Below are 21,820 nucleotides of genomic sequence, written 5' to 3'. Positions count from 1 at the left end.
GAGCGATTCCGGCGCCCCTGGGCGCCAGCGCCCGTCGCGGCGATCATACCCGGCCGTCGGCAGCCGGACACCTTGGCGGCCGGGCCCGGACAACCGAGAGACCCGACCATGCTACTGACGATCACCGAGCTGCTGAACCCGGCACAGCTCTCCAAGATCCAGGACATCCTCGCCGGCTCCAGTTTCGTCGACGGCAAGCTGACCGCCGGTCTCGCCGCCGCGCGGGTCAAGCACAACCAGGAGCTCGGACCCGACCCGGAACGCCAGCGGCTCCTGACCCGGATCGTCATGGCCAGCCTGGGACAGCATCCGACCTTTCGCTTCGGCGCCCTCCCCTGCAAGGTCGCCGAGCTCATCTTCGCCCGCTACACACCAGGCATGGCCTATGGGGATCATGTCGACGATCCCATCATGGGATCCAGCGGACCCCGCTTCCGCAGCGACGTCTCCATGACCCTCTTCCTCAATCCGCCCGAGTCCTACGAGGGGGGGGAGCTGGTCGTCCGCACGGCCTTCGGCGAGCACCGGATCAAGCTCCCGGCCGGCGACGCCGTCATCTATCCCTCGTCGAGTCTGCACCGGGTCGCCGAGGTCCGGAGCGGCGAGCGCCTGGTGGCGCTCACCTGGATCCAGAGCTATGTGCGCGACCCGGCCCAGCGCGAGCTCCTCTATGAGCTGAACCTGGCACGCGAGAGGCTGCTCGCCGACGCGCCCGGCCAGGAGGCGACCGCCTACGTGGATCGCTCCTATGCCAATCTGGTGCGCATGTGGAGCGATCTCTAGGGCAAGGCCCGGCCTCACCCATCCATGTGGTTGCCCGGTGCAGCATGCTAAACTGGCCCGAGCGACTCGGCCTCTATACCCAGAGCCTTTCACACACCCAGACTCCCGGCACCTACATGACCAGGCAGAAGACCTTCCTCGTGATCTCGGCACTCGGCGAAGACCATCCAGGTATCGTCAACCAACTCTCCAGGGCCGTGCTCGATCACGGCTGCAACATCGAGGACAGCCGCATGACGGTCCTCGGCGGGGAGTTCGCGGCGATGCTGCTGGTGGAAGGCAAGTGGAACACACTGGCCAAGATCGAGAACACCCTTCCCGAGCTGGAACGCCAGCTGGGCATGACCATCATCTCCAAGCGCACCGGCGAGCGTGCGGCAGGGCGCAATCTGCTGCCCTACGCGGTGGACGTGGTCTCCATGGACCATCCTGGAATCGTCAACAACCTGGCCGGCTTCTTCTCCGAGCGCGACATCAACATCGAGGACATGGCCACCAGCACCTATGCCGCCGCCCATACCGGAACCCCCATGTTCTCGGTACACATGACGGTCGGCATCCCGGCGGACATCCACATCGCGGCGCTGCGCGAGGAATTCATGGACTATTGCGACGGACTCAACCTCGACGCGGTACTCGAACCGCTCAAGGGCTGATATCCGCCGGGGCGGAAGGACAGCACCGCAGGGACCAGCGACCGCATCACCCCGACTCGACGACCAGCCCAATACGGAGCACCGCATCATGTCTCCAGCGATCGGCGAAACCATTCCTGACATCGAACTGCCCGCCACCGGGGGCAAGACCCTCAAGCTCTCGGACTATCGAGGCCGGCAGCTCGTCCTCTATTTCTACCCCAAGGCCAGCACGCCGGGCTGCACCCAGGAGGGCCAGGACTTCCGCGACGCGGCGGACGCCTTCGCCGCCGCCGACACGGCGATCCTCGGTGCCTCGCGCGACGGCATCAAGGCCCAGGAGAATTTCAAGACCAAGCAGTCCTTCGGATTCGACCTGATCTCGGACAAGGAGGAGGCCCTCTGCAAGGCGTTCGACGTCATCAAGCTCAAGAAGATGTACGGCAAGGAGAGCCTGGGGATCGAGCGCAGCACCTTCCTGATCGACGCCGAGGGCGTGCTGCGGCGCGAATGGCGCCAGGTGAAGGTCAAGGGCCACGTCGAGGAGGTCCTGGCCGCCGCCCAGGAACTCGCCGGGGTCTAGATTCAGCCTCCAATCCACTCGGCCGGCCCCGGGCCGGCTCGATGGCCAGTCCAATGCCGGTCCTTCCGGACGGCCAACCGGTCTCCCGACGCCCATGATCAAACGCGAAAACGACAAGCCCTGCCTGTTCATCCTGGACACCAACGTGCTGATGCACGACCCGACCGCGCTGTTCCGCTTCCAGGAGCACGACATCTTCCTGCCGATGATGGTCCTGGAGGAGCTCGATCGGGGCAAGAAGGGCATGTCGGAGGTGGCACGCAACGTCCGCCAGGTGAGCCGCTTCCTCGACCAGCTGATGCTCAACGCGGACAAGGAGGAGATCGACGCCGGCCTTCAGATCCTCTCGCCCGGCGCCAACGGCGGCGGCATCGTCTTCCCGGCGACCGGCCGCCTCTTCTTCCAGACCGAGCCGCTCGATCTCAAGCTGCCCACCGCGCTTCCCGGCAGCACGCCGGACAACAACATCCTTGGCACGGCCCAGGCGCTGCGCGAGCTGCGCGACGACCGCCAGGTGATCATCGTCTCCAAGGACATCAACCTGCGGATCAAGGCGGCGGTGCTCGGCATCCCGGCCGAGGACTATTCCAACGACCAGGTACTCGACGACGCCACCCTGCTCTACACCGGGCTGGACATCCTGCCGGATGATTTCTGGGAACGCCACCAGAAGGACCTCGACGCCTGGAAGGAAGAGGGACGCAGCTTCTACCGCATCACCGGACCGGACGTCGCCGACTGGTACCCGGCGCAATGCCTCAGCCTGGGAGACAACGGCAGCTTCGAGGCGATCGTGCGCGAGAAGCGCTCCGACACCGAGGCCGTGATCGAGCTGGTCGACGACTACCGGCTGCAGCGTCACAACGTCTGGGGCATCACGGCACGCAACCGCGAGCAGAACTTCGCCCTCAACATGCTGATGGACCCCGAGGTCGATTTCGTCACCCTGCTGGGCGCGGCGGGCACCGGAAAAACGCTGCTCGCGCTGGCCGCCGGACTGGCTCAGGTGCTCGACCGCGGACTCTACCGCGAGATCATCATGACCCGCGTCACCGTCCCGGTCGGCGAGGACATCGGCTTCCTGCCCGGAACCGAGGAGGAGAAGATGACGCCCTGGATGGGCGCCCTGATGGACAACCTGGAGGTGCTCACCCAGCCGGAAGGCGGCGAGTGGGGCCGGGCCGCGACCAACGACCTCATCCGCAACCGCATCCGCATCTCCTCGCTCAACTTCATGCGCGGACGCACCTTTCTCAACAAGTACATCATCCTCGACGAGGCCCAGAACCTCACCGCCAAGCAGATGAAGACGCTCATCACCCGCGCCGGACCGGGCACCAAATTCGTCTGTCTCGGCAACATCAGCCAGATCGACACGCCCTACCTCACCGAGACCACCTCGGGACTCACCTATGTGGTGGACCGGTTCAAGAACTGGCCGCACAGCGGGCATATCACCCTGATGCGCGGAGAGCGCTCGCGGCTGGCGGACTTCGCCTCTCAGGAACTGTAGGAGAGCGGCACGAACGAGGATTCGGCGCCCCGAGCACCAGGACGCCCCGGGTCACGCCGAATCCCGCTCCCAGGGCCGTCCCTGACAGAGGAACTTGGCGTCGAGCAGCAGGGCGTAGGCCTCGTGGACCCGCTCCGGGATGGGCACGATGCCGTTGCGCGATGGATATTTGCGCGCGAGCAGATCGCGCGCCGGTTTGGGAAGATCGTAGAGATCCACCAGCGACATGTCCCAGTCCTTGAAGTGACGCTCCGAGATCTGCTCGTATGAAATCAGCCGCAGATCCTCGTGACGGCTATCGACGATGATCCGCGCATAGAGGCGGTTCACCGCGTCCGAAGGCCCCTCCAAGACCTGGAGGAACTGATCCCCGCTCAGAATCAGCATCCCTGTGATGCCCTGGACTCGATTGTTCTCGGCGCTCTTGCTGACCAGTTCACGCAGGTCGGCATTGTCGATGAAGCCGTCGCGACAGGTGCTGCGATAAATGAGCCGGCAATTTTCCATGATCCTCTATCCAAGGGATTCGAACCGCGAAGACGCAAGGGACGCCATGACATCTCCAGTGTCCCGACGCCTCGATCCTATGATCCGACCGATCCGCCTAGAGCGCCAGATCGATCCCGGACACCAGCAGACCCGGCAAGAGCGCGCTGCCGGTCGAACGCCCGTCGTAGGTGTCGGCCGAGAGGATGAGCTCGCGCTCCCGGGTCAGCCCTTCGAGCCGGTCGCCCAGCAGATGATAGAGGCTGTCGTCGAAGCGCATCGCCTTGACCGGCGCCTGGATCTCGCCATTTTCGACCCAGAAGGTACCGAAGCGGGTCATCCCGGTGATACGGCATTCGTTGGCATCCGACCAGTTGCAATACCAGAGGTTGCCGATATAGAGCCCGGTACCCAGACGCGAGGGAACCGCGTCGAGCGGCAGATCGCCTGCGTCCAGGGCGAGCGATTCGGGCGTCTCTCCGCCCGCGTTCACGATCCCGCCGTATTCCTTGGCGCTACGGGCGTCGACCAGACAATCGGCATGCGCGCCCTTCTCGATCAGGGTCACGCTGTCCGGCTGTAGAAATCCCTCCGCGGTGAATCCCGCAGCGAGACCCCGCGACGACTCCTCGCGGATGCCGATGCGCGGATCCAGCCGCCGCTCGCCCCGAACCAGCTTGAGCAGGGGTGTCTGCTGGGTCCGGTGGCTCTTGAGATCGAAACCGCCCCAAGCCAGCATCTCCATCAGCTCCTGGACCGCGGCGGGCGCGAAATAGGCCCGATAGCGTCCGGGCGCGATGGTCATCGCCGGCCGCTCCATAACCTTCAGGGCATCGCGCATGGCATCGAGCCGGCCGCGCAGGACCGACGGATCCCAGCTGAATCCGCCATAGCAGGATTTGAGCGCCTTGTCGGCCTCCAGATAGCCGCTCCAATCCAGATTGAAGCTGGTGCTCTGGTGCCAATGCCGATGGCCGATGGAGCTCGACAGGGCCTCCAGGATCTCGCCGCCCGCCCAGATCCCGACCAGATCCAGCCCCTCCGCGGCAGCGACCAGATCGGAGAGCGCCTCCTCGGCGGAAGGCATCTCGGCCGAGACCCGGCGCGCGCCCTGGGTCGGCTCGACGGAGTAGTTGAGATAGGGATCCTCGGGCACATGACCGATGCGCTCGCGCAGGGACTGCAGCAGACGAGCCGCCCGCGCGAGATCCGGCCCCGGCTGACCGGTCAGATCGCAGACCCCTTCGGCCTGCCGGGCCCCCGAGATCAGGGTCAGCCCCAGGGAGAACGAATGCAGGTGTCCGGCCTGCCGGATCCGATTGCGTGTCAGACGCACGAAATCCGATGTCTCACCGCCCAGGGAGCAGAACAGAACCTCGCCGCCGGACAGCCTGGCGAACAATCGATCCGACAGGGCTTGGAAGTCTTCCTGATTCATTCACCGCCTCCGAACACGGACACATCGCGGAACCTGCAGGGCGGCGAGGCATGTCCGACGAAGAGGCTCTGGTTCGGCTCGCCCTTGCCGCAGTTGGCGACCCCGCAGACCTCGCGGGTCTCGGGTCCGCCGACCCCGTCGAGGCTGCGCCAGAACTCGGCCGAGAGTCCTCGGTAGCCGGGATTGCGGACCAGACCGGTCAGTCGGCCATCCTCGATCAGCCTTCCCAGCTCGCAGCCGAACTGAAATTTGTTGCGGCTGTCGTCGATCGACCAGGAACGGTTGGTCTCCATGAGCACGCCCCGCTCGACCCCGGCGATCAGATCGTCCAGATCGCCCTCGCCCGGCTCCAGATTGATGTTGCCCATGCGATCGATGGGCGGCCGATCCCAGCTGGAGGCACGGCTGCAGGCGACGCCGGGCAGACCGGCGCGCGCCTGGGACAGGGGACCGCCCAGCGGGCGCTCCAGGATCCCGCCCCGGATCAGATAGTGCCGCTCGGCCGCATTGCCCTCGTCGTCGGCGACCATGGACGCCAGCTCGCCCGGCACCGAGGGATCGAAGGCGACGTCGAGCAGATCCGAGCCATAACGGTAGCGGCCGAACATGCCGGGGGTCACGAAGCTGGTCCCGGCGTAGTTGCGCTCGTCGCCGAGAATCCGGTCCAGCTCGAGCGGATGACCGATGCTCTCGTGGATCTGCAGCGCCATCTGGTTGGGCAGCAGGATGAGATCGCGCGTATCCGAGGGACACTCCGGGGCCTCCAGCAGGGCGATAGCCTCCTCGGCGACGCACGGCGCCGCCTCGAGCAGACGGGCCTCGGCCAGGATCTCCAGTCCGCCCTGACGCACCCGGTCGGCACCGCCCCCATGACGGCGCTGCGTCTGGGAGCCGGCGTTGGCCACGGCCAGAAGACCGGGGAAGAGATACTCGAAACGCTGCGAGATACGCCCGCCGTCGCTGCTGACCAAGAGCTGGGACACCCGGCTGCGGGTCAGCCAGGCGGACCAGTCCAGGATCCGCGCGTCGATGTCGAGCGCCGCGTTGGCCTGCTGCAACAGCGCGATCTTGTCCGCGACGGACATCGAATCCCAGGTCTCGTCGACGCAAGAGTGGTAATCGGCCACGCCCGAGGCGCGCGGAAACAGAGCGGCATCGAACAGCCCGAGACAGGCATGCAGGCGCGCCCACTCGGCCGCGCGCCCGGCGGCAGCGCGCAGGCCGGCCGGACTCAGATCGCTGGTCGCCCCGTATCCGACCCCGCCGGCCGTCACCAGGGTGACCATGGCCCCCAGCGAGGAGGCGATCAGACTGGGCTCGACCACCCCCTGACGCACCTCGAGATGATCGGATTCCTCGGCGACGAGGCGCAGGCTCCAGTAATCGCACGCGGGCGCATGCGCGCGAAAGGAGTCCGCGATCTCGTCGAGGAACTGGATCTCGTCGAACAATCGAATATCGTCGGATGATTCCATGGGACGGCCGTATCGATGAAAGCTAGTGACGCTACGACTGTCCTCAGGTGCGGGCCGATTGTCAACCGCCGGGCCGGGATCAGACCTCCTCGTCCCCAATCCGCACCCTGACCGCGACCTGGTTGCCGCAGCCACGGTATTCGAGCGAGCTGAAGGCCAGATGCCGCGCCATGGCGATCCCCCGGCCATGGCTGTCGAAGGCGCGCGCCGGATCCAGGTCGAGATATTTGCGCCACTCGAACCCCTTCCCCCGGTCGGTGATGACGAAGGACAGATGATCCGCCTCGCGACTGAAGCGGATGGTCGCGTAGCGGTCCGCCTGGGCCGGATCGGCCAAGCGGCTATCCACCTCGTCGCGCCAGGTACCCTCCTCGATGAGACGGCCCTTCTCGGCGTAATCGATCCCCAGATTGCCGTGCTCGACGGCGTTGAGCATCAGCTCGGAGAGCCCCATGGAGACCGCCTCGGCGTTCGAGCAGGCCTGCGCCAGCACGGAGGAGAGCATGGAGACCTCGTCGAGATGGCGGAAGGCATAGACCGCCTCGCGGGTCATGGCGAGCATGCCCTTCATCTCCGAGCCCAGACGCGCCAGATCGCGCCGGCTGCGCCGATCGTCCAGGGCGGCGGCGATGATGCTGGTGAGCGCCTTGGTCGAATAGGGCTTGGCCAGGTAGTACCAGGCCCCGGCCGCCAGACCCTCGGCGACCTGCTCGGAGCTGTCCGCCGCGCTCTGCATGATGACCGGAACGTCCTTGAAGCGAGTGTCGGCCTTGAGACGCTTGAGCACGTCGATACCGTCCATGCGGGGCATCATGCGATCTAGAATGACCCCATCGAACGTATCCGGCTCCGATGTGAGCATCTGCCACGCCTCGAGACCGTCGTGCGCGAAGCTCAATGTGTGCTCGTCGCCGAGACAGTGCGCGATGATCTCGAGATTGATGGGCTCGTCATCGACGATCAACAGCCTAGCCATGCCATGCTCCCTCTCGCTTACAATAGTCCAATCAGAATCCTAGCCGTCTTGTAGACGCCTCGTCGTCCCAGGGGGACGAAATCTTGAATTGGGACACAAAGTGGAAAATCCAGCCACCGCAGAGGTGAAGAGGCCAGGACAACCCTGGTGATCGGCATGGAGAATCGGAGGTCCAGCCTCCCGAGCCGGACGGATCAAGCCTCGGCGGCCCGCTCCTCGAAACAGTCGACGAATTCCCGCAGAACGGCCGTGGCATAGGATCCGGCGCTCAGATAGAAGGCGACCAGCAGATCCCGGGTGTCGGATTCCACCTCGAGATCCGACACGGGCAGACGCAGGGCACGACGCTCCTGATCCATCCCCGCCGCCGCCAGTCCGGCCGTCCAGCCCTCGAACGGCATGGCGGCGGCCTCCTCGGCGGACCGCACGGCCCCCTGAGTGGGGAGGTCGCCCCGCCCCCACAGGGGTCCCGTCGGATGCAGATCCATCCGCCGAGAGCGTTCCTCGAGCGTCTCGTCGATACGCTCGGCGAGGAAGAAGGAATGGCTGCCATCGAGCTGAAGACAGTCGCCGTCCAGGGGCCGGTCCCAATCGCCCCGCTCGACGCGAGCGGCGAGCACCTGATTGAAGATCTGCGAGCGCGCGGCGGACAGCCAGAGACCGCGCAGATGTCGCGGAACCCGGCGTGCGGCGCCGGAGAAGAGCTCGCCGGCGTGGATCAGATTGGCATCGTCGCGACCGAAGCGCTGCGCACCGAAATAGTTCGGGACGCCGGATCCGGCGATGGCCGCTGCACACTCCCGAAGCCGCTCGGGATCGAGTCCGACATCGCGCACGCGGATGCGAAAGCGGTTTCCCTGCAATGCACCGCGTCGCAGTTTGCGGCGATGGGCGTGCACCTCCCGAACCTCGATCCCGAATGCGTTCAGCTCGGACCAATCCGGAAGCCCTTGGCGCGGTCGCGGAACCGAGAACCATTGAGCGGTGACGGCATGACGGTCCTTGAGCCCGGCGTACCCGACCGCGGATCCCTGGACGCCGGCCAGGGCGGCCAGCTTGCGCGCGACCCATTCGGTATTGGCGCCGGTCTTGCGGACCCAGAGCAGCAGATGATCGCCCTCGCCGTCCGGCTCGAAGCCCAGATGCTCCTCGACCTGGAAGTCCTCCGGCACGACCCTGAGACGCCCCTGCCCCAGCGGCTCGCCGTGGGCACGGGGCAGCGCCGAGAAGCTCGTCCAACGCACGGCGGATATCTCAGACATCGGGTTCGCTCAGGAGCACCGAGGCCGAGGCCGCGATGCCTTCGCCGCGTCCGGTGAAGCCCATCTTCTCCATGGTCGTCGCCTTGACGTTGACCCGCTGGACGTCGCAGCCCAGATCCCCGGCCAGCACCCGACGCATGGGATCGATGTAGGGGGCCAACTTGGGTCTCTGGGCGATCAGGGTCATATCGGCGTTGTGGACCGAGAGACCGCGCTCGGCGAGACTCTCCATGACGCGGCGCAGCAGAATGCGGCTGTCGATGCCCGCGAAGGCGTCGTCCGTGTCCGGGAAATGACGCCCGATGTCGCCCAGCCCGGCCGCGCCGAGCAAGGCATCGCAGAGTGCGTGGATGAGGACGTCGCCGTCCGAATGGGCCAGCATCCCCTGATCGTGGGGAATCTCGACACCGCCCAGGACGAGCGGGCGATCCGGGGCGAAACGATGGGCATCGAAGCCCTGTCCGATAAGCATGTGTCAGCCTCCAGCCGCCAGCTGCCAGCCTCCAGCTTCAACCTCGAGCCGTGATCGGAGACTCGTCCATTCCTCTCGGGCAGCCACCAAATTCGGCAATGGAGGCCAAGGGAGGAGTCGGAAAGGCTGGAAGCTGGAGGCTGAAAGCTGGAAGCTCTGTCAGATACGTCCCTGCTGCTGCAGGTAGAAACGGGCCAGGGGAAGATCCTCGGCCCGGGTGATCTTGATGTTGTCGGCGTGTCCCTCGATCAGGCGCGGGGCCCGGCCGAGACGCTCCATGGCCGAGGCGTCGTCCGTGACCAGATCGCCCGCCTCCAGCGCGTCATGGAGCGCATGGCGCAGCAGCCCGAGGCGGAACATCTGCGGCGTGTAGGCATGCCAGAGGCTGGATCGGTCGACGGTGGTCTCGATCCGCTCGCCCTCCCCGGCGCGCTTCATGGTGTCGCGCACCTGGATGCCGAGCAGCCCCCCGACCGGGTCGTCCATCAGCGCCTCGATCAGCCGATCCAGATCGGCCACGCGCAGACAGGGCCGGGCCGCGTCGTGGACCAGGACCCAGTCGTCGTCCCCGGCCCGCCCCTCGAGGACGCCCAATGCGTTGAGCACCGAATGGCAGCGCTCCGCGCCGCCCGGGGCGCGCATCACCTTGGGATGGTCGGCGTAGCCGGTATCGCCCCAATAGGCGTCTTCCCGCCCAAGCGCCACCGCGACGCCACGAATCCGCGGATCTGCGACGAAGAGATCCAGCGTATGCTCGATCACCGCGCGGCCGGCGAGATCCAGATATTGCTTGGGAACGGCGCTGCCCATCCGGCGTCCGACGCCGGCGGCCGGCAGCACCGCCCAGAGTGCCGGGGCCTCCGTCATTTGGGGGCCTCCGACGCCTGGGGTTCGATGACCTGAATGAAGGTCTCTCCGGATTTGATCATACCGAGCTCGGTGCGTGCCCGTTCCTCGATGGCGTCCAGCCCCTCGCCGAGATCCTCGACCTCGGCTTGGAGCTCCTGATTACGCTCGATCAGCCGCCCGATCTCCTGCTGCAGGAGCGCGATCTCCTGCTTCAGCGCATGCAGATCGGCAAGACTCCCCTCCCCGACCCAAAGCCGGTACTGGAGAGCGACCAAGAGAAGGAGCAGCAGAGCGATCAGCCAACGCATATCCAGGCCTAGAGGCGATCAGGGATGGGGACCGGCGAGCGCCGATCCCCCACGAGGTTGTGTCACAGCCATCTGAAGGCGGCGGGGCCCGCATACTGGGCCTCGTCGGCCAGCTGATCCTCGATGCGCATCAGCTGGTTGTACTTGGCGACGCGGTCGGAGCGCGACAGCGAGCCCGTCTTGATCTGACCGGCGCTGGTCGCGACCACCAGATCGGCGATGGTGGTGTCCTCGGTCTCGCCCGAGCGGTGCGAGACGACGGCGGTATAGCCGGCGCCGTGCGCCATGGCGATGGCCTCCAGGGTCTCGGTCAGGGTACCGATCTGGTTGACCTTGATGAGGATGGAGTTGGCGACGCCCTTGTCGATGCCTTCCTGGAGGATGCGGGTGTTGGTGACGAAGAGGTCGTCGCCGACGATCTGCACCTTGCCGCCCAGACGATCGGTCATGCGCTTCCAGCCGTCCCAGTCGCCCTCGGCCAGGCCGTCCTCGATCGAGAGGATGGGATACTTGGAGACCCAGGCGTCGAGCAGGTCGATCATGCCGTCGGAATCGAGGGTGCGGCCCTCGCCCTTGAGCACGTACTTGCCGTCCTCGTAGAACTCGGAGGCGGCCACGTCCAGACCCAGATAGATGTCGGAGCCGACCTTGAATCCGGTCTTGTCGATCGCCTCGAGGATGGCCTCGATCGCCGCCTCGTTGGAGGCGAGATCGGGGGCGAAGCCGCCCTCGTCGCCGACCGAGGTCGCCAGACCGCGGCCGTGCAGGACCGACTTGAGGGCGTGGAAGACCTCGGCGCCGTAGCGGACCGCCTCGCGAATGCTGCCGGCGCCCACCGGCAGAATCATGAACTCCTGGAAATCGACGCTGTTGTCGGCATGCTCGCCGCCGTTGATGATGTTCATCATGGGCACGGGCAGGCGGTAGGGACCGGCGGACAGCGACTGGAACAGCGGCAGCGCCTTCTCCTGGGCCGCCGCATGGGCCGCCGCGAGCGAGATGCCGAGCAGCGCGTTGGCCCCGAGCCTGGCCTTGTTGTCGGTACCGTCGAGCTCGATCATGCGCTGGTCCAGCGCCCTCTGATCGGCGACATCCATGCCGAGGATGGCACTCCGCAGCTCGCCCTGGATGTTGGCGACCGCCGTCCGCACGCCCTTGCCGCCAAATCTGGATTTGTCGCCGTCGCGAAGCTCGAGCGCCTCGCGCGAGCCGGTCGAGGCGCCCGAAGGCACGATGGCGCGCCCGATGGCGCCGTCGGCGGTGATGACGTCGGCCTCGACGGTCGGATTTCCACGGGAATCCAGCACCTCGCGGGCGCGGACATCGACGATTTCGGACATGATGGATGACTCCTGAAGATTCGAGGGGTGGATTCTAACCCGCCCGGAGAGGGCGTGCGCTGTTTCGACCCATAAAGAGCGGCCAGAATAGAGCGGAGTGCCTGCCGAGGGAATCGGCGAGCACCCTTCGGCTTCTCGGTCATGGGTGACGAAGCCTCAACCCGGGGCGGAAAACCAGGCCGGCAGATCCGCGAAGGAATCGATGACGGCCGTCGGCCGGATGTCCTGATCCAGATCGCTCGGCTGAAACTTCCCGGTTCGAACCAGGAGGGCCCGCATTCCGGCGGACCGGGCACCACCGATATCGCCCCTCAGATCGTCTCCGATCATGCAGGTCTCATCCGCGCTGGCCCCGAGCAGCCCGAGCGCGGTCTCGAAAAAGGGTGCCTCCGGCTTGCCGAGCACCACGGCGGATCGCCCGCTGGCCTGTTCGAGCGCCGCGACGAAGGGCCCCGTATCCAGCCGTAGCCCGTCCTCGGCCTTCCAGTAGCGCGTCATGCCGAGCGCGACCAGATGGGGCCGGTTCTGCCGCATGAGACAGCGGAATGCCTGGTTGAGCCTGGAGAAGCTCCAGCCCTCGCCGAGATCCCCGAGCACCACCGCGCCGACCGGATCCCCGGACTCGGGGTCGGCGAGCGGCAGATCGGCGAAATCCGACAGGGTCGCATCCGGCACGCAGAGCACGACGGGATCCTCGACGTGCGCGGTCAGCCATCTGGCGGCGGCGACCGGCGGGGTCAGGATCCGGTCCGGATCGGCCGCGATGCCGAATCCGGCCAGCTTTTCGACCAGCGCCGACCTGGGGCGCGAGCTGGTGTTGGTCAGGAAGAGAAAGGGGATCCCCCGGGACCTCAGCCAGTCGAGCGTCTCGGCCGCACCCGGAATGGGGCGTTCGCCCTCGTAGAGGACCCCGTCCATGTCGATCAGGAATGCGCGGATCTGGGTGGTCATGGTCTTCGCCTCGCTCTGGATGTCCTGAGTCTGGTTCAGAAACTGTTGGGTGGTGCGAGAGGGCTTCAAGCACACGAGCCTGGAACCCGAGATGAGACGAGAGCCCGAGGCTATCGACCAACCTCGTTCACGAGACCCGCTTGACGCGCAGGTTCGAGGCATCGCAGAGATCCAGATCCGGCAGGAAAAAACGATAGCCGATCCCGCCCCGGCGTTTGGCGCGATACAGGGCCTGGTCGGCGCAGCCGACCAACAGCTCGAAGTCGTCGCCGTCGTCCGGATAGAGACTGATGCCGATACTGCAGCCGACCTGGACGCGCTCGCCCTCGAGGTCGACGGGCATGCGAACCGACTGGATGATGCGATCCGCGACCACACCGACCTTCTCCCGATCCTGGGCGTCGCCAATCAGCACCAGAAATTCGTCGCCGCCGTGTCTGCAAACCGAATCCATCCGTCTGAGACAGTCGCGCAGCCGGTCGGCCACGACGCACAGCAGCCTGTCTCCGGCACTGTGCCCCAGCGTGTCGTTGACCTGTTTGAAGCTGTCGAGATCCAGGAAGAGTACGGCAACCGCTCCGCCCTCGCGGGCCGCCCGGGCGGCCGCTCGCGCGAAGCGATCCTTCTGGGTCCGGCGGTTGGGCAGGCCCGTGAGGGTGTCGTGAGAGGCCAGAAACTCGCTGCGCGCCTCGGCGCGCTTGCGATCCTCGATCTCGCGGGCGAGATCCTGATTGACCTCGGCCAGCTCGCAATTGGTCAGGGTCAGCGAACCCACGAGCGACTCGTTCTGGATCCTCAGCTCGATATTGCGGCTGACGATCGCGCTCACCTGCCAGACGGTCCCGATCATGGTGATCTCGAAGGCGATCGAGAATCCGGCCATGAGCAAGGCATCCGGATCGCCCTGCCGGATCAGCGTCCCCACCAGAATAGCGGCCATGGGCAGGGTGAACCCGAGATAGGCCGAGCGCAGCGACCCCAGGGTCGCCACCGCGGCGGCGATCATCCCGCCGATGATGAAGGGCGCGAAGCCGGCCTGAAAACGATCGGCGTAACTCAGCAGGAGGATACCGAAGACGCCCCACCAGACCCCGTTGACCGTCAGCACCACGAAGACGCGCCGGATCCAGACGTCCGGCGGCGGATGACGATCGCTCGCGTATCGATCGTAGGACCGCTTCAGCCGCCAGCGAACCGCCGCGATCGCCAAGAGAACGAAGAGCCAGCCGAGCGCCGTCGCGGTCGGCACCAGAGGCAACAGCACCACCATGGCCAGCAAGGCGACCAGGATGTTGCCGAGCAGGGCCGGCCCCGTGTTGCCGAAGACCAGAGAGATCCTTTCGGCGCGAATTCGCTCGTTCAGCGCCCGATGGTCCGCGCCGCCGCGGTGAACGCCTCGCACCGTCTCGGGCGAGGGGACGGCCCCGCCGGGGGTCGATTGAATCGGTTGGCTCGGCATGATTGTGGAGAGCTCGACTATCCAGGTCTTGGCGATGCCTCTCCGAAGCCACCGATGGGCAGCCTAAAGGGTCGATGGCTGCGGACGAGGGACATGGCTCGAAGGGACGGCCGAACGCCCGATCAATACTAGTTGAATCGGCTGGATGCGTCTGTTAAGCGGTTGCAATTAGAACCGATCCGGATCGATGTCCGCAACACGGATTCAAAGCGGCATCGAAATGGCTGCCGGTGATGGAGAGACCGACGCCGAGCGTCGGGCGAGCCGGATATGGATGATCTCGAGCTCAGAGACGCTGCTCGTCGAACCCAGCGGACTTCACCAAGCGGTCGAGCTCGACCAGGGTCGCGAGCAGATCGCGCAGACGTCCGAGCGGCCAGGCGTTAGGTCCGTCGCTCAGCGCCCGGTCCGGGTCCGGATGCGTCTCCATGAAGAGACCCGAGACCCCGGCGGCGACGGCGGCGCGCGCCAGCACGGGCACGAATTCGCGCTGCCCGCCCGAGCGGTCGCCCTGACCGCCCGGCAGCTGGACCGAGTGGGTCGCGTCGAAGACGACCGGACAGCCGGTCTCGCGCATCACGGCGAGCGCGCGCATGTCCGAGACAAGGTTGTTGTAGCCGAAGGAGACGCCGCGCTCGCAGACCATGATGGAGTCGTTTCCGGTCGAGCGCGCCTTCTCGACCACATGGCGCATGTCCCAAGGGGCCAGGAACTGGCCCTTCTTGATGTTGACGGGCTTGCCCTGATTCGCGACCGCGCGGATAAAGTTGGTCTGACGGCAGAGGAAGGCCGGCGTCTGCAGCACGTCGACGACGGCGGCGACCTCGCCGAGCGGCGTATCCTCGTGCACGTCGGTCAGCACGGGCACGCCGATACGCTGTCCGACCGACTCGAGGATGCGCAGCCCCTCCTCCAGTCCGGGCCCGCGGAAACTGCCGGCCGAGGAACGGTTGGCCTTGTCGAACGAGGACTTGTAGATGAAGGGGATGCCGAGCGCCTCGGTCATCTCCTTCAGCGCGCCAGCGGTCTCGTGCGCCAGCGTCTCGCTCTCGATGACGCAGGGGCCGGCGATCAGGAACAGAGGCCTGTCGAGCCCGACCTCGAAGCCGGCCAGCCGCATCATGCCGCCTCGCCTCCGCGCTTCTCCTGATGGTCCAGGGCCGCGTGGACGAAGCCCTCGAACAGCGGATGTCCGTCACGCGGGGTCGAGGTGAACTCGGGATGGAACTGGCAGGCGATGAACCAGGGATGATCCGGGATCTCGACGATCTCGACCAGACGGCTGTCCAGCGACCAGCCAGAGAAGCGCATGCCGGCGTCCTGCATGGCGTTGATGTAGCGGTTGTTGAACTCGTAGCGGTGGCGATGACGTTCGCGGACCTGCGGCTTGCCGTAGACGGCACGGGCCAGACTGCCCGGCTCCAGACGGCAGTTCTGGCCGCCGAGACGCATGGATCCGCCGAGATCGTCGCCCTCGCCGCGGGTCTCGACCTTGCCCTTCTCGTCGCGCCACTCGGTGATGAGCGCGATGATGGGATGCGGGGTCTGGCGGTCGAACTCGGTGCTGTGCGCGCCCTCGAGATGGGCGACGTGGCGGGCGTACTCGATCACGGCGATCTGCATCCCGAGACAGATGCCCAGATAGGGCACCCGGTTCTCGCGGGCGTAGCGGGCGCTCGCGATCTTGCCCTCGATCCCGCGCTCGCCAAAGCCGCCCGGGACCAGAATGGCATCGAGCCCGTCCAGGCAGGCGGTCCCCTCCTGCTCGATCTCTTCCGAGTCGACATAGAGGATTTCGACCTTGGTGCCCGTCCGCACCCCAGCATGGGCGAGCGCCTCGGAGAGCGACTTGTAGGCCTCGGTGTTGTTCATGTATTTGCCGACCATGCCGATGCGGACCCGGCGGGTCGGATGATCGAAGCCCTCCATCACCCGATCCCATTCGCCGAGATCCGCCTCGGGCACCTCGAGGTGGAACTGGCGCACCACCAGCTCGTCGAGCTGCTGGGCATGGAGCAGACGCGGGATGCGGTAGATGTTGTCCGCATCCACGGCCGAGATGACGGCGTTCTCGGGCACGTTGGTGAAAAGCGCGATCTTGCGCCGCTCGTCGTCGGGGAGATTCTTCTCGGCCCGACACAGCAGGATGTCGGGCTGGATGCCGATGGAGCGCAGTTCCTTGACCGAGTGCTGGGTCGGCTTGGTCTTGATCTCGCCGGCGGTGCGGATATAGGGGACCAGCGTCAGATGCATGAAGAGCGCGTTCTCGCGGCCCTCCTCGACGCGCATCTGGCGGATCGCCTCCAGGAAGGGCAGCGATTCGATGTCGCCCACGGTGCCGCCGATCTCGACCATGGCGACGTCGTTGCCCTCGGCGCCGAGACGGATGCTCTGCTTGATCTCGTCGGTGATGTGCGGGATCACCTGCACGGTGCGGCCCAGATAGTCGCCGCGGCGCTCCTTGCGCAGCACGCAGTCGTAGATCTGGCCCGTGGTGAAATTGTTGTTGCGCCCCATGGGGGTGCGCAGAAAACGCTCGTAGTGCCCCAGGTCGAGGTCGGTCTCGGCACCGTCGTCGGTGACGTAGACCTCGCCGTGCTGGAAGGGGCTCATGGTGCCCGGATCCACGTTGATGTAGGGATCCAGCTTGATCATGGTGACCTTGAGGCCGCGCGCTTCGAGCAATGCCCCGAGGGAAGCCGATGCAATACCTTTGCCCAGCGATGAAACGACACCGCCGGTGATGAAAATGAACTTAGTCATAGGGAAACAGGAGGAGGGTCGAGGGTGGAAGCCCGAATGCCGGGACAAAGTACCAAAATCCCCGCATCCGCTCAATCAAGCCGGTGCGAATCAGCCTCCCCGAACCTCCGAGACGAGGGGTCGCGCGACGAAAGGTAGGAACGGACCGGACCCTGACCCGTACACGGAACAGCACCCTTGTATTCTGATGTGGATCAGGTTACAAAATACTTATATTTGATCCAGATCAACCGGCAGCATAAAACCCTACCGTCGATGTCAGCCTAAGGGGCGGTGTCTTGAATCAGCGAAAAGTGATCTCTCTAGAAACCATCCGAGTCGCATGCAAGAACTGTACGCTGTCCTCTCTGTGCCTGCCCATGGGCTTGGTGCCGGAGGACGTCGAGCGTCTGGACGACATCGTCAAGCGCGCACGCCCCCTGCACCGAGGCGACTTCCTGTTCCGCGAGGGGGACCGCTTTCGATCCCTATACGTGGTCAAGACGGGATCGGTCAAGACCTTCGCCCCCAGCCCCGAGGGCGGCGAACAGGTGCTCGGCTTCCATCTGCCGGGCGAAATCATCGGCATGGACGCCATCGACAAGGACGCCCATGCCTGTTCGGCCAAGGTACTGGAAACCTCGGCGATCTGCGAGATCCCCTTCAGCCGGCTCGAAGAGCTCACCTGCACCATCCCCAGCCTGCAGCACCAGATGTACCGGCTCCTGAGCAAGGAGATCGGACAGGACACGGACATGCTCCTGCTGCTCGGCAAGAAGAACGCCGAGGAGCGTCTGGCCGCCTTCCTGTTGAGCCTGTCGCAGCGTCTGCACAAGCGCGGGCTCTCGCCCTCGGACTTCTATCTCAGCATGTCGCGCCACGAGATCGGCAACTATCTCGGTCTCGCGGTGGAGACCGTCAGCCGGCTCTTCACCCGCTTCCAGGAGGACGGCCTGATGCGGGTCGACCGCAAGCACATCCAGCTCCTGGACCTGTCTGCACTCGAGGCGCTGGTCGTCGGCTCCGGCCAGGGGCGCCGCCAGCAGCAGCAACAGACCTGAGTCCCAGCGCTATTCCTGTCTCAGCCTTCCCGGAGCCATAGACAGCCATCCGAACTGGCCTTCTGGATGGCCGCCAGACGCGCCTCGTGCGCCGCCAGGGCATCCTCTCCGGCACGAACCACCCTGAGCGCCGGACGCCCCGGATCGATGCTGCCGCGATGCCCCGAGCGCCTGGAACGCCCACCCTCCTCCCGAGTATCGCTCCCCAGGTGCAGCGCCACCTGCCCCCCCGTCATGGCGAGATAGACGTCCGCCAGGATCTCGGCGTCGAGCAAGGCACCGTGGAGTTCGCGATGCGAGTTGTCCACCGCGTAGCGCTTGCAGAGCGCATCCAGTCCGTTGCGCTGCCCGGGGTGGCGCTTGCGCGCCATCGCCAGGGTGTCGGTCACCTCGCACAGATCCGAGATGCAGGGCGCGCCCTTCGGGCGCCAGAGCCTCAGTTCGTGATCCAGGAAGCCGACGTCGAAGGGCGCATTGTGGATGATGAGCTCGGCACCCTCGACGAATCGCAGGAATGCCTCGGCCACCTCGGCGAAACGCGGCTTGTCGGCGAGGAACTCGTTGGTGATGCCGTGCACCTCGATCGCCCCGGCGTCGATCTCGCGCCCCGGCTGGATGTACTGATGGAAGTTGTTGCGGGTCAGCCGGCGTTCGATCAGCTCGACGCAGCCGATCTCGATGATCCGGTGCCCCTCGAGGGGATCCAGTCCCGTGGTTTCGGTATCAAGAACGATTTGACGCATGGACGCCCTCCTGAGCGACGACGCCTCGGTTGGCCAGGCGGTCGGCGCGTTCGTTGTCCTCGTGACCCGCATGGCCCTTCACCCAATGCCAGCCCACGCGATGCCCGCCCAGGGCACGGTCGAGCCGCTCCCAGAGGTCGCGGTTCTTGACCGGTTTGCGCTCGGCGGTCATCCAGCCGTTGCGCTTCCAGCGCGGCATCCATTCGCCGACGCCACGCTTGACGTATTGCGAGTCGGTGGTGATCTCGATACAGGTCGGTCGCGTGAGCGACTCCAGGGCGACGATCACGGCCATCAGCTCCATGCGGTTGTTGGTCGTCTCGCGCTCGCCGCCGAAGAGTTCCTTCTCGACCTCGCCCCAACGCAGCAGCACGCCCCAGCCACCGGGGCCGGGATTGCCCTTGCAGGCACCGTCTGTGAAGGCCCGAACGCAATCAGACATGACCTGTTCCTCGGGTGGTCGGGCGTACCGCGCGCCCGGACAGCAAGGCGGATGGATTCGTCAGACGCGGCCGCAGGGGCGTCACGGTCGCGACCCGCTTGACCGCACGGATCACGTAGACCGCGCCCAGCGCCGGCCAGAAGCGTCGCCCGATGGCATCGAACGCGGAGCAGCGCCCTCCCTGGAATCGGGCCAGCGGCGGACAGAAGAGACTGTACTCGCAGCATTCGAGATCGCAGCCGTGCTCGGCCAGCAGATCGCGAACCTGAGTGGACAGATGGAAACGGCCGCACCAGGGCATCCGTCCCTTCGAGCGCCACAGCAGACGACGCAGCCCCCAGGGACTGAGCGCGTTGAACCCCACCACCAGGACCCGTCCCTCGGGAATCAGAACCCGTTCGACCTCCGCCACGACGGCTCGCGGATCGGCGGCGAAATCCAGCGTGTGAGGCAGCAGCACGGCATCGATGCTGTCGGACGCGAAGGGCAGCTGGTCGGCCGCGCCCAGCACCTGGGCGCCAGCCGTGCCGGGCGGCTCGATCGGCATGAGGATGCGATGGCGGATCCGGCTGGCGGCCAGGACGTCGCGGAAGGCCTCGGTCGCGCCGATCTGAACCAGATAATACCCGAAGGTGGTATTGAGCAGACGCTGGACCGAGGCGCACTCCAGCCTCGCCACCCCCTGACCGAGTGGGGTGCGATACCAGTCCTGCAGACGTGCCAGCGGGGATTCCTGATGGATGGAAACGATCATGCGCGAGCCTCTTGGGGACGCACATGGTACCCAGGATCGCCCGCGCTGTCCCGCGAGCCGACCCGCCGAGACCCCGAGAGAGACCTGGAATTAGACCGCCCCTTTGCGTATGATGGCGCGGGTAAAATCATAATATTTCGCTCAAACAGGCAGTTACATGATTTCAAGCCGGGGTTCCCATGCCTGAAGCCAGCCTTCTTGGACGAACAGCCTGTGCGCTGGCTGTCCTAGCATTGCCGCTGATGTCGGGTTGCGCTCAGCGCGCCGACGTCACGGCCTTCGCAGAGCCGTACGGAAGTTACGCCGGATCCATCTCGGCCCGGGAATACGGCTTCGTCAAGCCCGCCCGCGACGTCTCCGTGAACGGCGCCCGGAGACTGGCCCAGAACGGCTCCAGCGGCGACCTCTGGTCGCGGGTCCGGGCCGGGATGCAGCTCGATCTCCACGCCAACACCCGCATCGACAGCACGCTGGAACGCTTCAGACGCGACCCCCGCTATCTGGAGAAGCTGTCCCAGCGCGCCTCGCCCTATCTGCCCTACATCGCCAGGGAGATCGAGCGCCGCGGCTTCCCCATGGAGCTGGCCTTTCTGCCCCATGTGGAAAGCCGCTACAACCCCTCGGCCACCTCGCCCAAGGCCGCCGCCGGCATGTGGCAGTTCATGCCCTACACGGCGCGGGAGATGGGACTGAGGCTCGACGGCGGACGCGACGAGCGTCGCGATCCGATCGCATCGACGCGCGCCGCGCTCGACTATCTCCAGCAGCTCAACCGCCGCTTCGACGGCGACTGGGAGCTGGCGATGGCCGCCTACAATTGCGGGCCTGGCCGCGTCGAATCGGCCATCGCCTCCAATCGGCGCAGCGGCAGAGCCACGGATTTCTGGTCGCTCGACCTCCCCTCGGAGACCCGGCAGTACGTGCCCCAGATCCTCGCCGCGGCCAGGCTGGTCGCCGAATCGCGCAGAATCAGCGCCAACTCGTCCAAGATCGACGTCATACCCGCGGCATCCGCCTCCACGTCCTCGCGGGTCGCCGTTCGCCTGCATCAGCGCCAGCCCGGCCTCCTCGAGGACGCATCGCTCGACAGCCAGGATCATCTGGTGCGCAACGGCGAGACGCTCGCCTCGGTCGCATTGCGCCATGGCCTCGACCTCGAGACCCTGGCCGAATGGAACGGCATGTCGGTCAGGGATCCATTGCTGCCCGGACAGACGCTGAGCATCCCGACCAAGAGACACTCGCCCCAGGTGGTCACCCACCGCGTGCGCAAGGGCGACTCCATCTCGGCCATCGCCCGCCGCTACGGCGTGACGACGGCGGATATCCAGCGCTGGAACCGGATCACCGATGCACGCATCGCCCCCGGCGATACGCTGCGCATCTACAGACGCAGCACCAAGGGCTCGAGCTGATCCGCGCCGGAGTGACCCGTCCGCCAGGACGCGTTCCGCAGCGCCCAAGGAGTCCCCGCCCAGCCCGATCGGGGAGACGACGATCCGATTCCCTCAAGGAATCGGATCGCGCCCCCGAAGAGCCCAGTCCCGA

Annotated in this window: 22 protein-coding genes; 6 read left to right on the top strand and 16 right to left on the bottom strand. The window is 66.0% G+C overall.

What is annotated here, in order from left to right; all coding sequences use genetic code 11:
• The first annotated feature begins 108 nt into the window (after positions 1–108).
• From D779_RS04845 to D779_RS04830, 4 genes are all read left to right on the top strand, one after another.
• Complete coding sequence (locus D779_RS04845) at positions 109–783, top strand: Fe2+-dependent dioxygenase (protein ID WP_043750274.1); 675 nt, start codon at positions 109–111, stop codon at positions 781–783.
• A 116-nt stretch (positions 784–899) separates the two neighbouring features.
• On the top strand, positions 900–1,439 hold the full coding sequence (locus D779_RS04840; protein WP_043750396.1) for a glycine cleavage system protein R: 540 nt from the start codon (positions 900–902) through the stop codon (positions 1,437–1,439).
• 88 nt (positions 1,440–1,527) lie between these two features.
• Positions 1,528–2,001 carry a peroxiredoxin gene (locus D779_RS04835; RefSeq protein ID WP_043750271.1) on the top strand — a complete coding sequence of 158 codons (474 nt, stop codon included), beginning with the start codon at positions 1,528–1,530 and terminating at the stop codon, positions 1,999–2,001.
• A gap of 94 nt (positions 2,002–2,095) precedes the next feature.
• Complete coding sequence (locus D779_RS04830) at positions 2,096–3,514, top strand: PhoH family protein (protein ID WP_043750266.1); 1,419 nt, start codon at positions 2,096–2,098, stop codon at positions 3,512–3,514.
• Between the two features lie 51 nt (positions 3,515–3,565).
• On the opposite strand, the gene D779_RS04825 is transcribed toward D779_RS04830, so the two are convergent.
• The 13 genes from D779_RS04825 to D779_RS04765 form a co-directional block, all read right to left on the bottom strand.
• Positions 3,566–4,021 (bottom strand): BLUF domain-containing protein, encoded by a 456-nt coding sequence (locus D779_RS04825; protein WP_043750263.1) that lies wholly within the window; start codon positions 4,019–4,021, stop codon positions 3,566–3,568.
• 97 nt (positions 4,022–4,118) lie between these two features.
• On the bottom strand, positions 4,119–5,438 hold the full coding sequence (locus tag D779_RS04820; RefSeq protein ID WP_043750260.1) for a TldD/PmbA family protein: 1,320 nt from the start codon (positions 5,436–5,438) through the stop codon (positions 4,119–4,121).
• Positions 5,435–6,913, bottom strand: coding sequence for a TldD/PmbA family protein (locus D779_RS04815; RefSeq protein ID WP_052347836.1), 1,479 nt, complete (start codon positions 6,911–6,913; stop codon positions 5,435–5,437). Before D779_RS04815 ends, D779_RS04820 begins: the two co-directional genes overlap by 4 nt.
• Positions 6,914–6,992: 79 nt before the next feature.
• Entirely contained in the window at positions 6,993–7,889 is an 897-nt protein-coding gene (locus D779_RS04810; RefSeq protein ID WP_043750257.1) for an ATP-binding response regulator, read from the bottom strand.
• A 194-nt stretch (positions 7,890–8,083) separates the two neighbouring features.
• On the bottom strand, positions 8,084–9,151 hold the full coding sequence (gene truD / locus D779_RS04805) for a tRNA pseudouridine(13) synthase TruD (RefSeq protein ID WP_043750253.1): 1,068 nt from the start codon (positions 9,149–9,151) through the stop codon (positions 8,084–8,086).
• The gene (ispF, locus tag D779_RS04800) at positions 9,144–9,623 is read right to left on the bottom strand and encodes a 2-C-methyl-D-erythritol 2,4-cyclodiphosphate synthase (protein ID WP_043750250.1); all 480 of its coding nucleotides are present in this window, start codon (positions 9,621–9,623) and stop codon (positions 9,144–9,146) included. The genes truD and ispF overlap by 8 nt, the downstream gene beginning before the upstream one ends.
• 159 nt (positions 9,624–9,782) lie before the next feature.
• Positions 9,783–10,490, bottom strand: a complete 708-nt coding sequence (gene ispD / locus D779_RS04795) for a 2-C-methyl-D-erythritol 4-phosphate cytidylyltransferase (protein ID WP_043750249.1) — start codon at positions 10,488–10,490, stop codon at positions 9,783–9,785.
• Positions 10,487–10,780, bottom strand: a complete 294-nt coding sequence (gene ftsB / locus D779_RS04790) for a cell division protein FtsB (RefSeq protein WP_043750247.1) — start codon at positions 10,778–10,780, stop codon at positions 10,487–10,489. The genes ispD and ftsB overlap by 4 nt, the downstream gene beginning before the upstream one ends.
• A gap of 62 nt (positions 10,781–10,842) precedes the next feature.
• Complete coding sequence (gene eno / locus D779_RS04785) at positions 10,843–12,120, bottom strand: phosphopyruvate hydratase (protein ID WP_043750244.1); 1,278 nt, start codon at positions 12,118–12,120, stop codon at positions 10,843–10,845.
• 156 nt (positions 12,121–12,276) lie between these two features.
• Positions 12,277–13,071 (bottom strand): TIGR01458 family HAD-type hydrolase, encoded by a 795-nt coding sequence (locus D779_RS04780; protein WP_043750390.1) that lies wholly within the window; start codon positions 13,069–13,071, stop codon positions 12,277–12,279.
• Positions 13,072–13,198: 127 nt separating this feature from the next.
• Positions 13,199–14,530, bottom strand: a complete 1,332-nt coding sequence (locus tag D779_RS20915) for a GGDEF domain-containing protein (RefSeq protein WP_052347835.1) — start codon at positions 14,528–14,530, stop codon at positions 13,199–13,201.
• Positions 14,531–14,816: 286 nt separating this feature from the next.
• Positions 14,817–15,653, bottom strand: coding sequence for a 3-deoxy-8-phosphooctulonate synthase (kdsA, locus tag D779_RS04770; RefSeq protein WP_198295663.1), 837 nt, complete (start codon positions 15,651–15,653; stop codon positions 14,817–14,819).
• Complete coding sequence (locus tag D779_RS04765; RefSeq protein WP_198295662.1) at positions 15,650–17,293, bottom strand: CTP synthase; 1,644 nt, start codon at positions 17,291–17,293, stop codon at positions 15,650–15,652. Before D779_RS04765 ends, kdsA begins: the two co-directional genes overlap by 4 nt.
• Positions 17,294–17,571: 278 nt before the next feature.
• Here D779_RS04765 and fnr point away from each other — a divergent pair, with 278 nt between their 5' ends.
• Positions 17,572–18,333, top strand: a complete 762-nt coding sequence (fnr, locus tag D779_RS04760; RefSeq protein ID WP_043750241.1) for a fumarate/nitrate reduction transcriptional regulator Fnr — start codon at positions 17,572–17,574, stop codon at positions 18,331–18,333.
• Positions 18,334–18,353: 20 nt separating this feature from the next.
• On the opposite strand, the gene dnaQ is transcribed toward fnr, so the two are convergent.
• The 3 genes from dnaQ to D779_RS04745 are packed head-to-tail and all read right to left on the bottom strand — an operon-like array spanning position 18,354 to position 20,272.
• Entirely contained in the window at positions 18,354–19,076 is a 723-nt protein-coding gene (dnaQ, locus tag D779_RS04755; RefSeq protein ID WP_043750238.1) for a DNA polymerase III subunit epsilon, read from the bottom strand.
• Positions 19,057–19,518, bottom strand: coding sequence for a ribonuclease HI (rnhA, locus tag D779_RS04750; protein WP_043750234.1), 462 nt, complete (start codon positions 19,516–19,518; stop codon positions 19,057–19,059). Before rnhA ends, dnaQ begins: the two co-directional genes overlap by 20 nt.
• Positions 19,511–20,272, bottom strand: a complete 762-nt coding sequence (locus D779_RS04745; RefSeq protein WP_043750231.1) for a class I SAM-dependent methyltransferase — start codon at positions 20,270–20,272, stop codon at positions 19,511–19,513. The genes rnhA and D779_RS04745 overlap by 8 nt, the downstream gene beginning before the upstream one ends.
• 242 nt (positions 20,273–20,514) lie before the next feature.
• Here D779_RS04745 and D779_RS04740 point away from each other — a divergent pair, with 242 nt between their 5' ends.
• The gene (locus D779_RS04740; RefSeq protein WP_232424065.1) at positions 20,515–21,687 is read left to right on the top strand and encodes a transglycosylase SLT domain-containing protein; all 1,173 of its coding nucleotides are present in this window, start codon (positions 20,515–20,517) and stop codon (positions 21,685–21,687) included.
• Positions 21,688–21,820 lie beyond the last annotated feature (133 nt).

This window comes from Imhoffiella purpurea (assembly GCF_000585215.1).
Taxonomy (GTDB): domain Bacteria; phylum Pseudomonadota; class Gammaproteobacteria; order Chromatiales; family Chromatiaceae; genus Imhoffiella; species Imhoffiella purpurea.
This window is presented reverse-complemented; position numbering and strand designations above follow the sequence as displayed.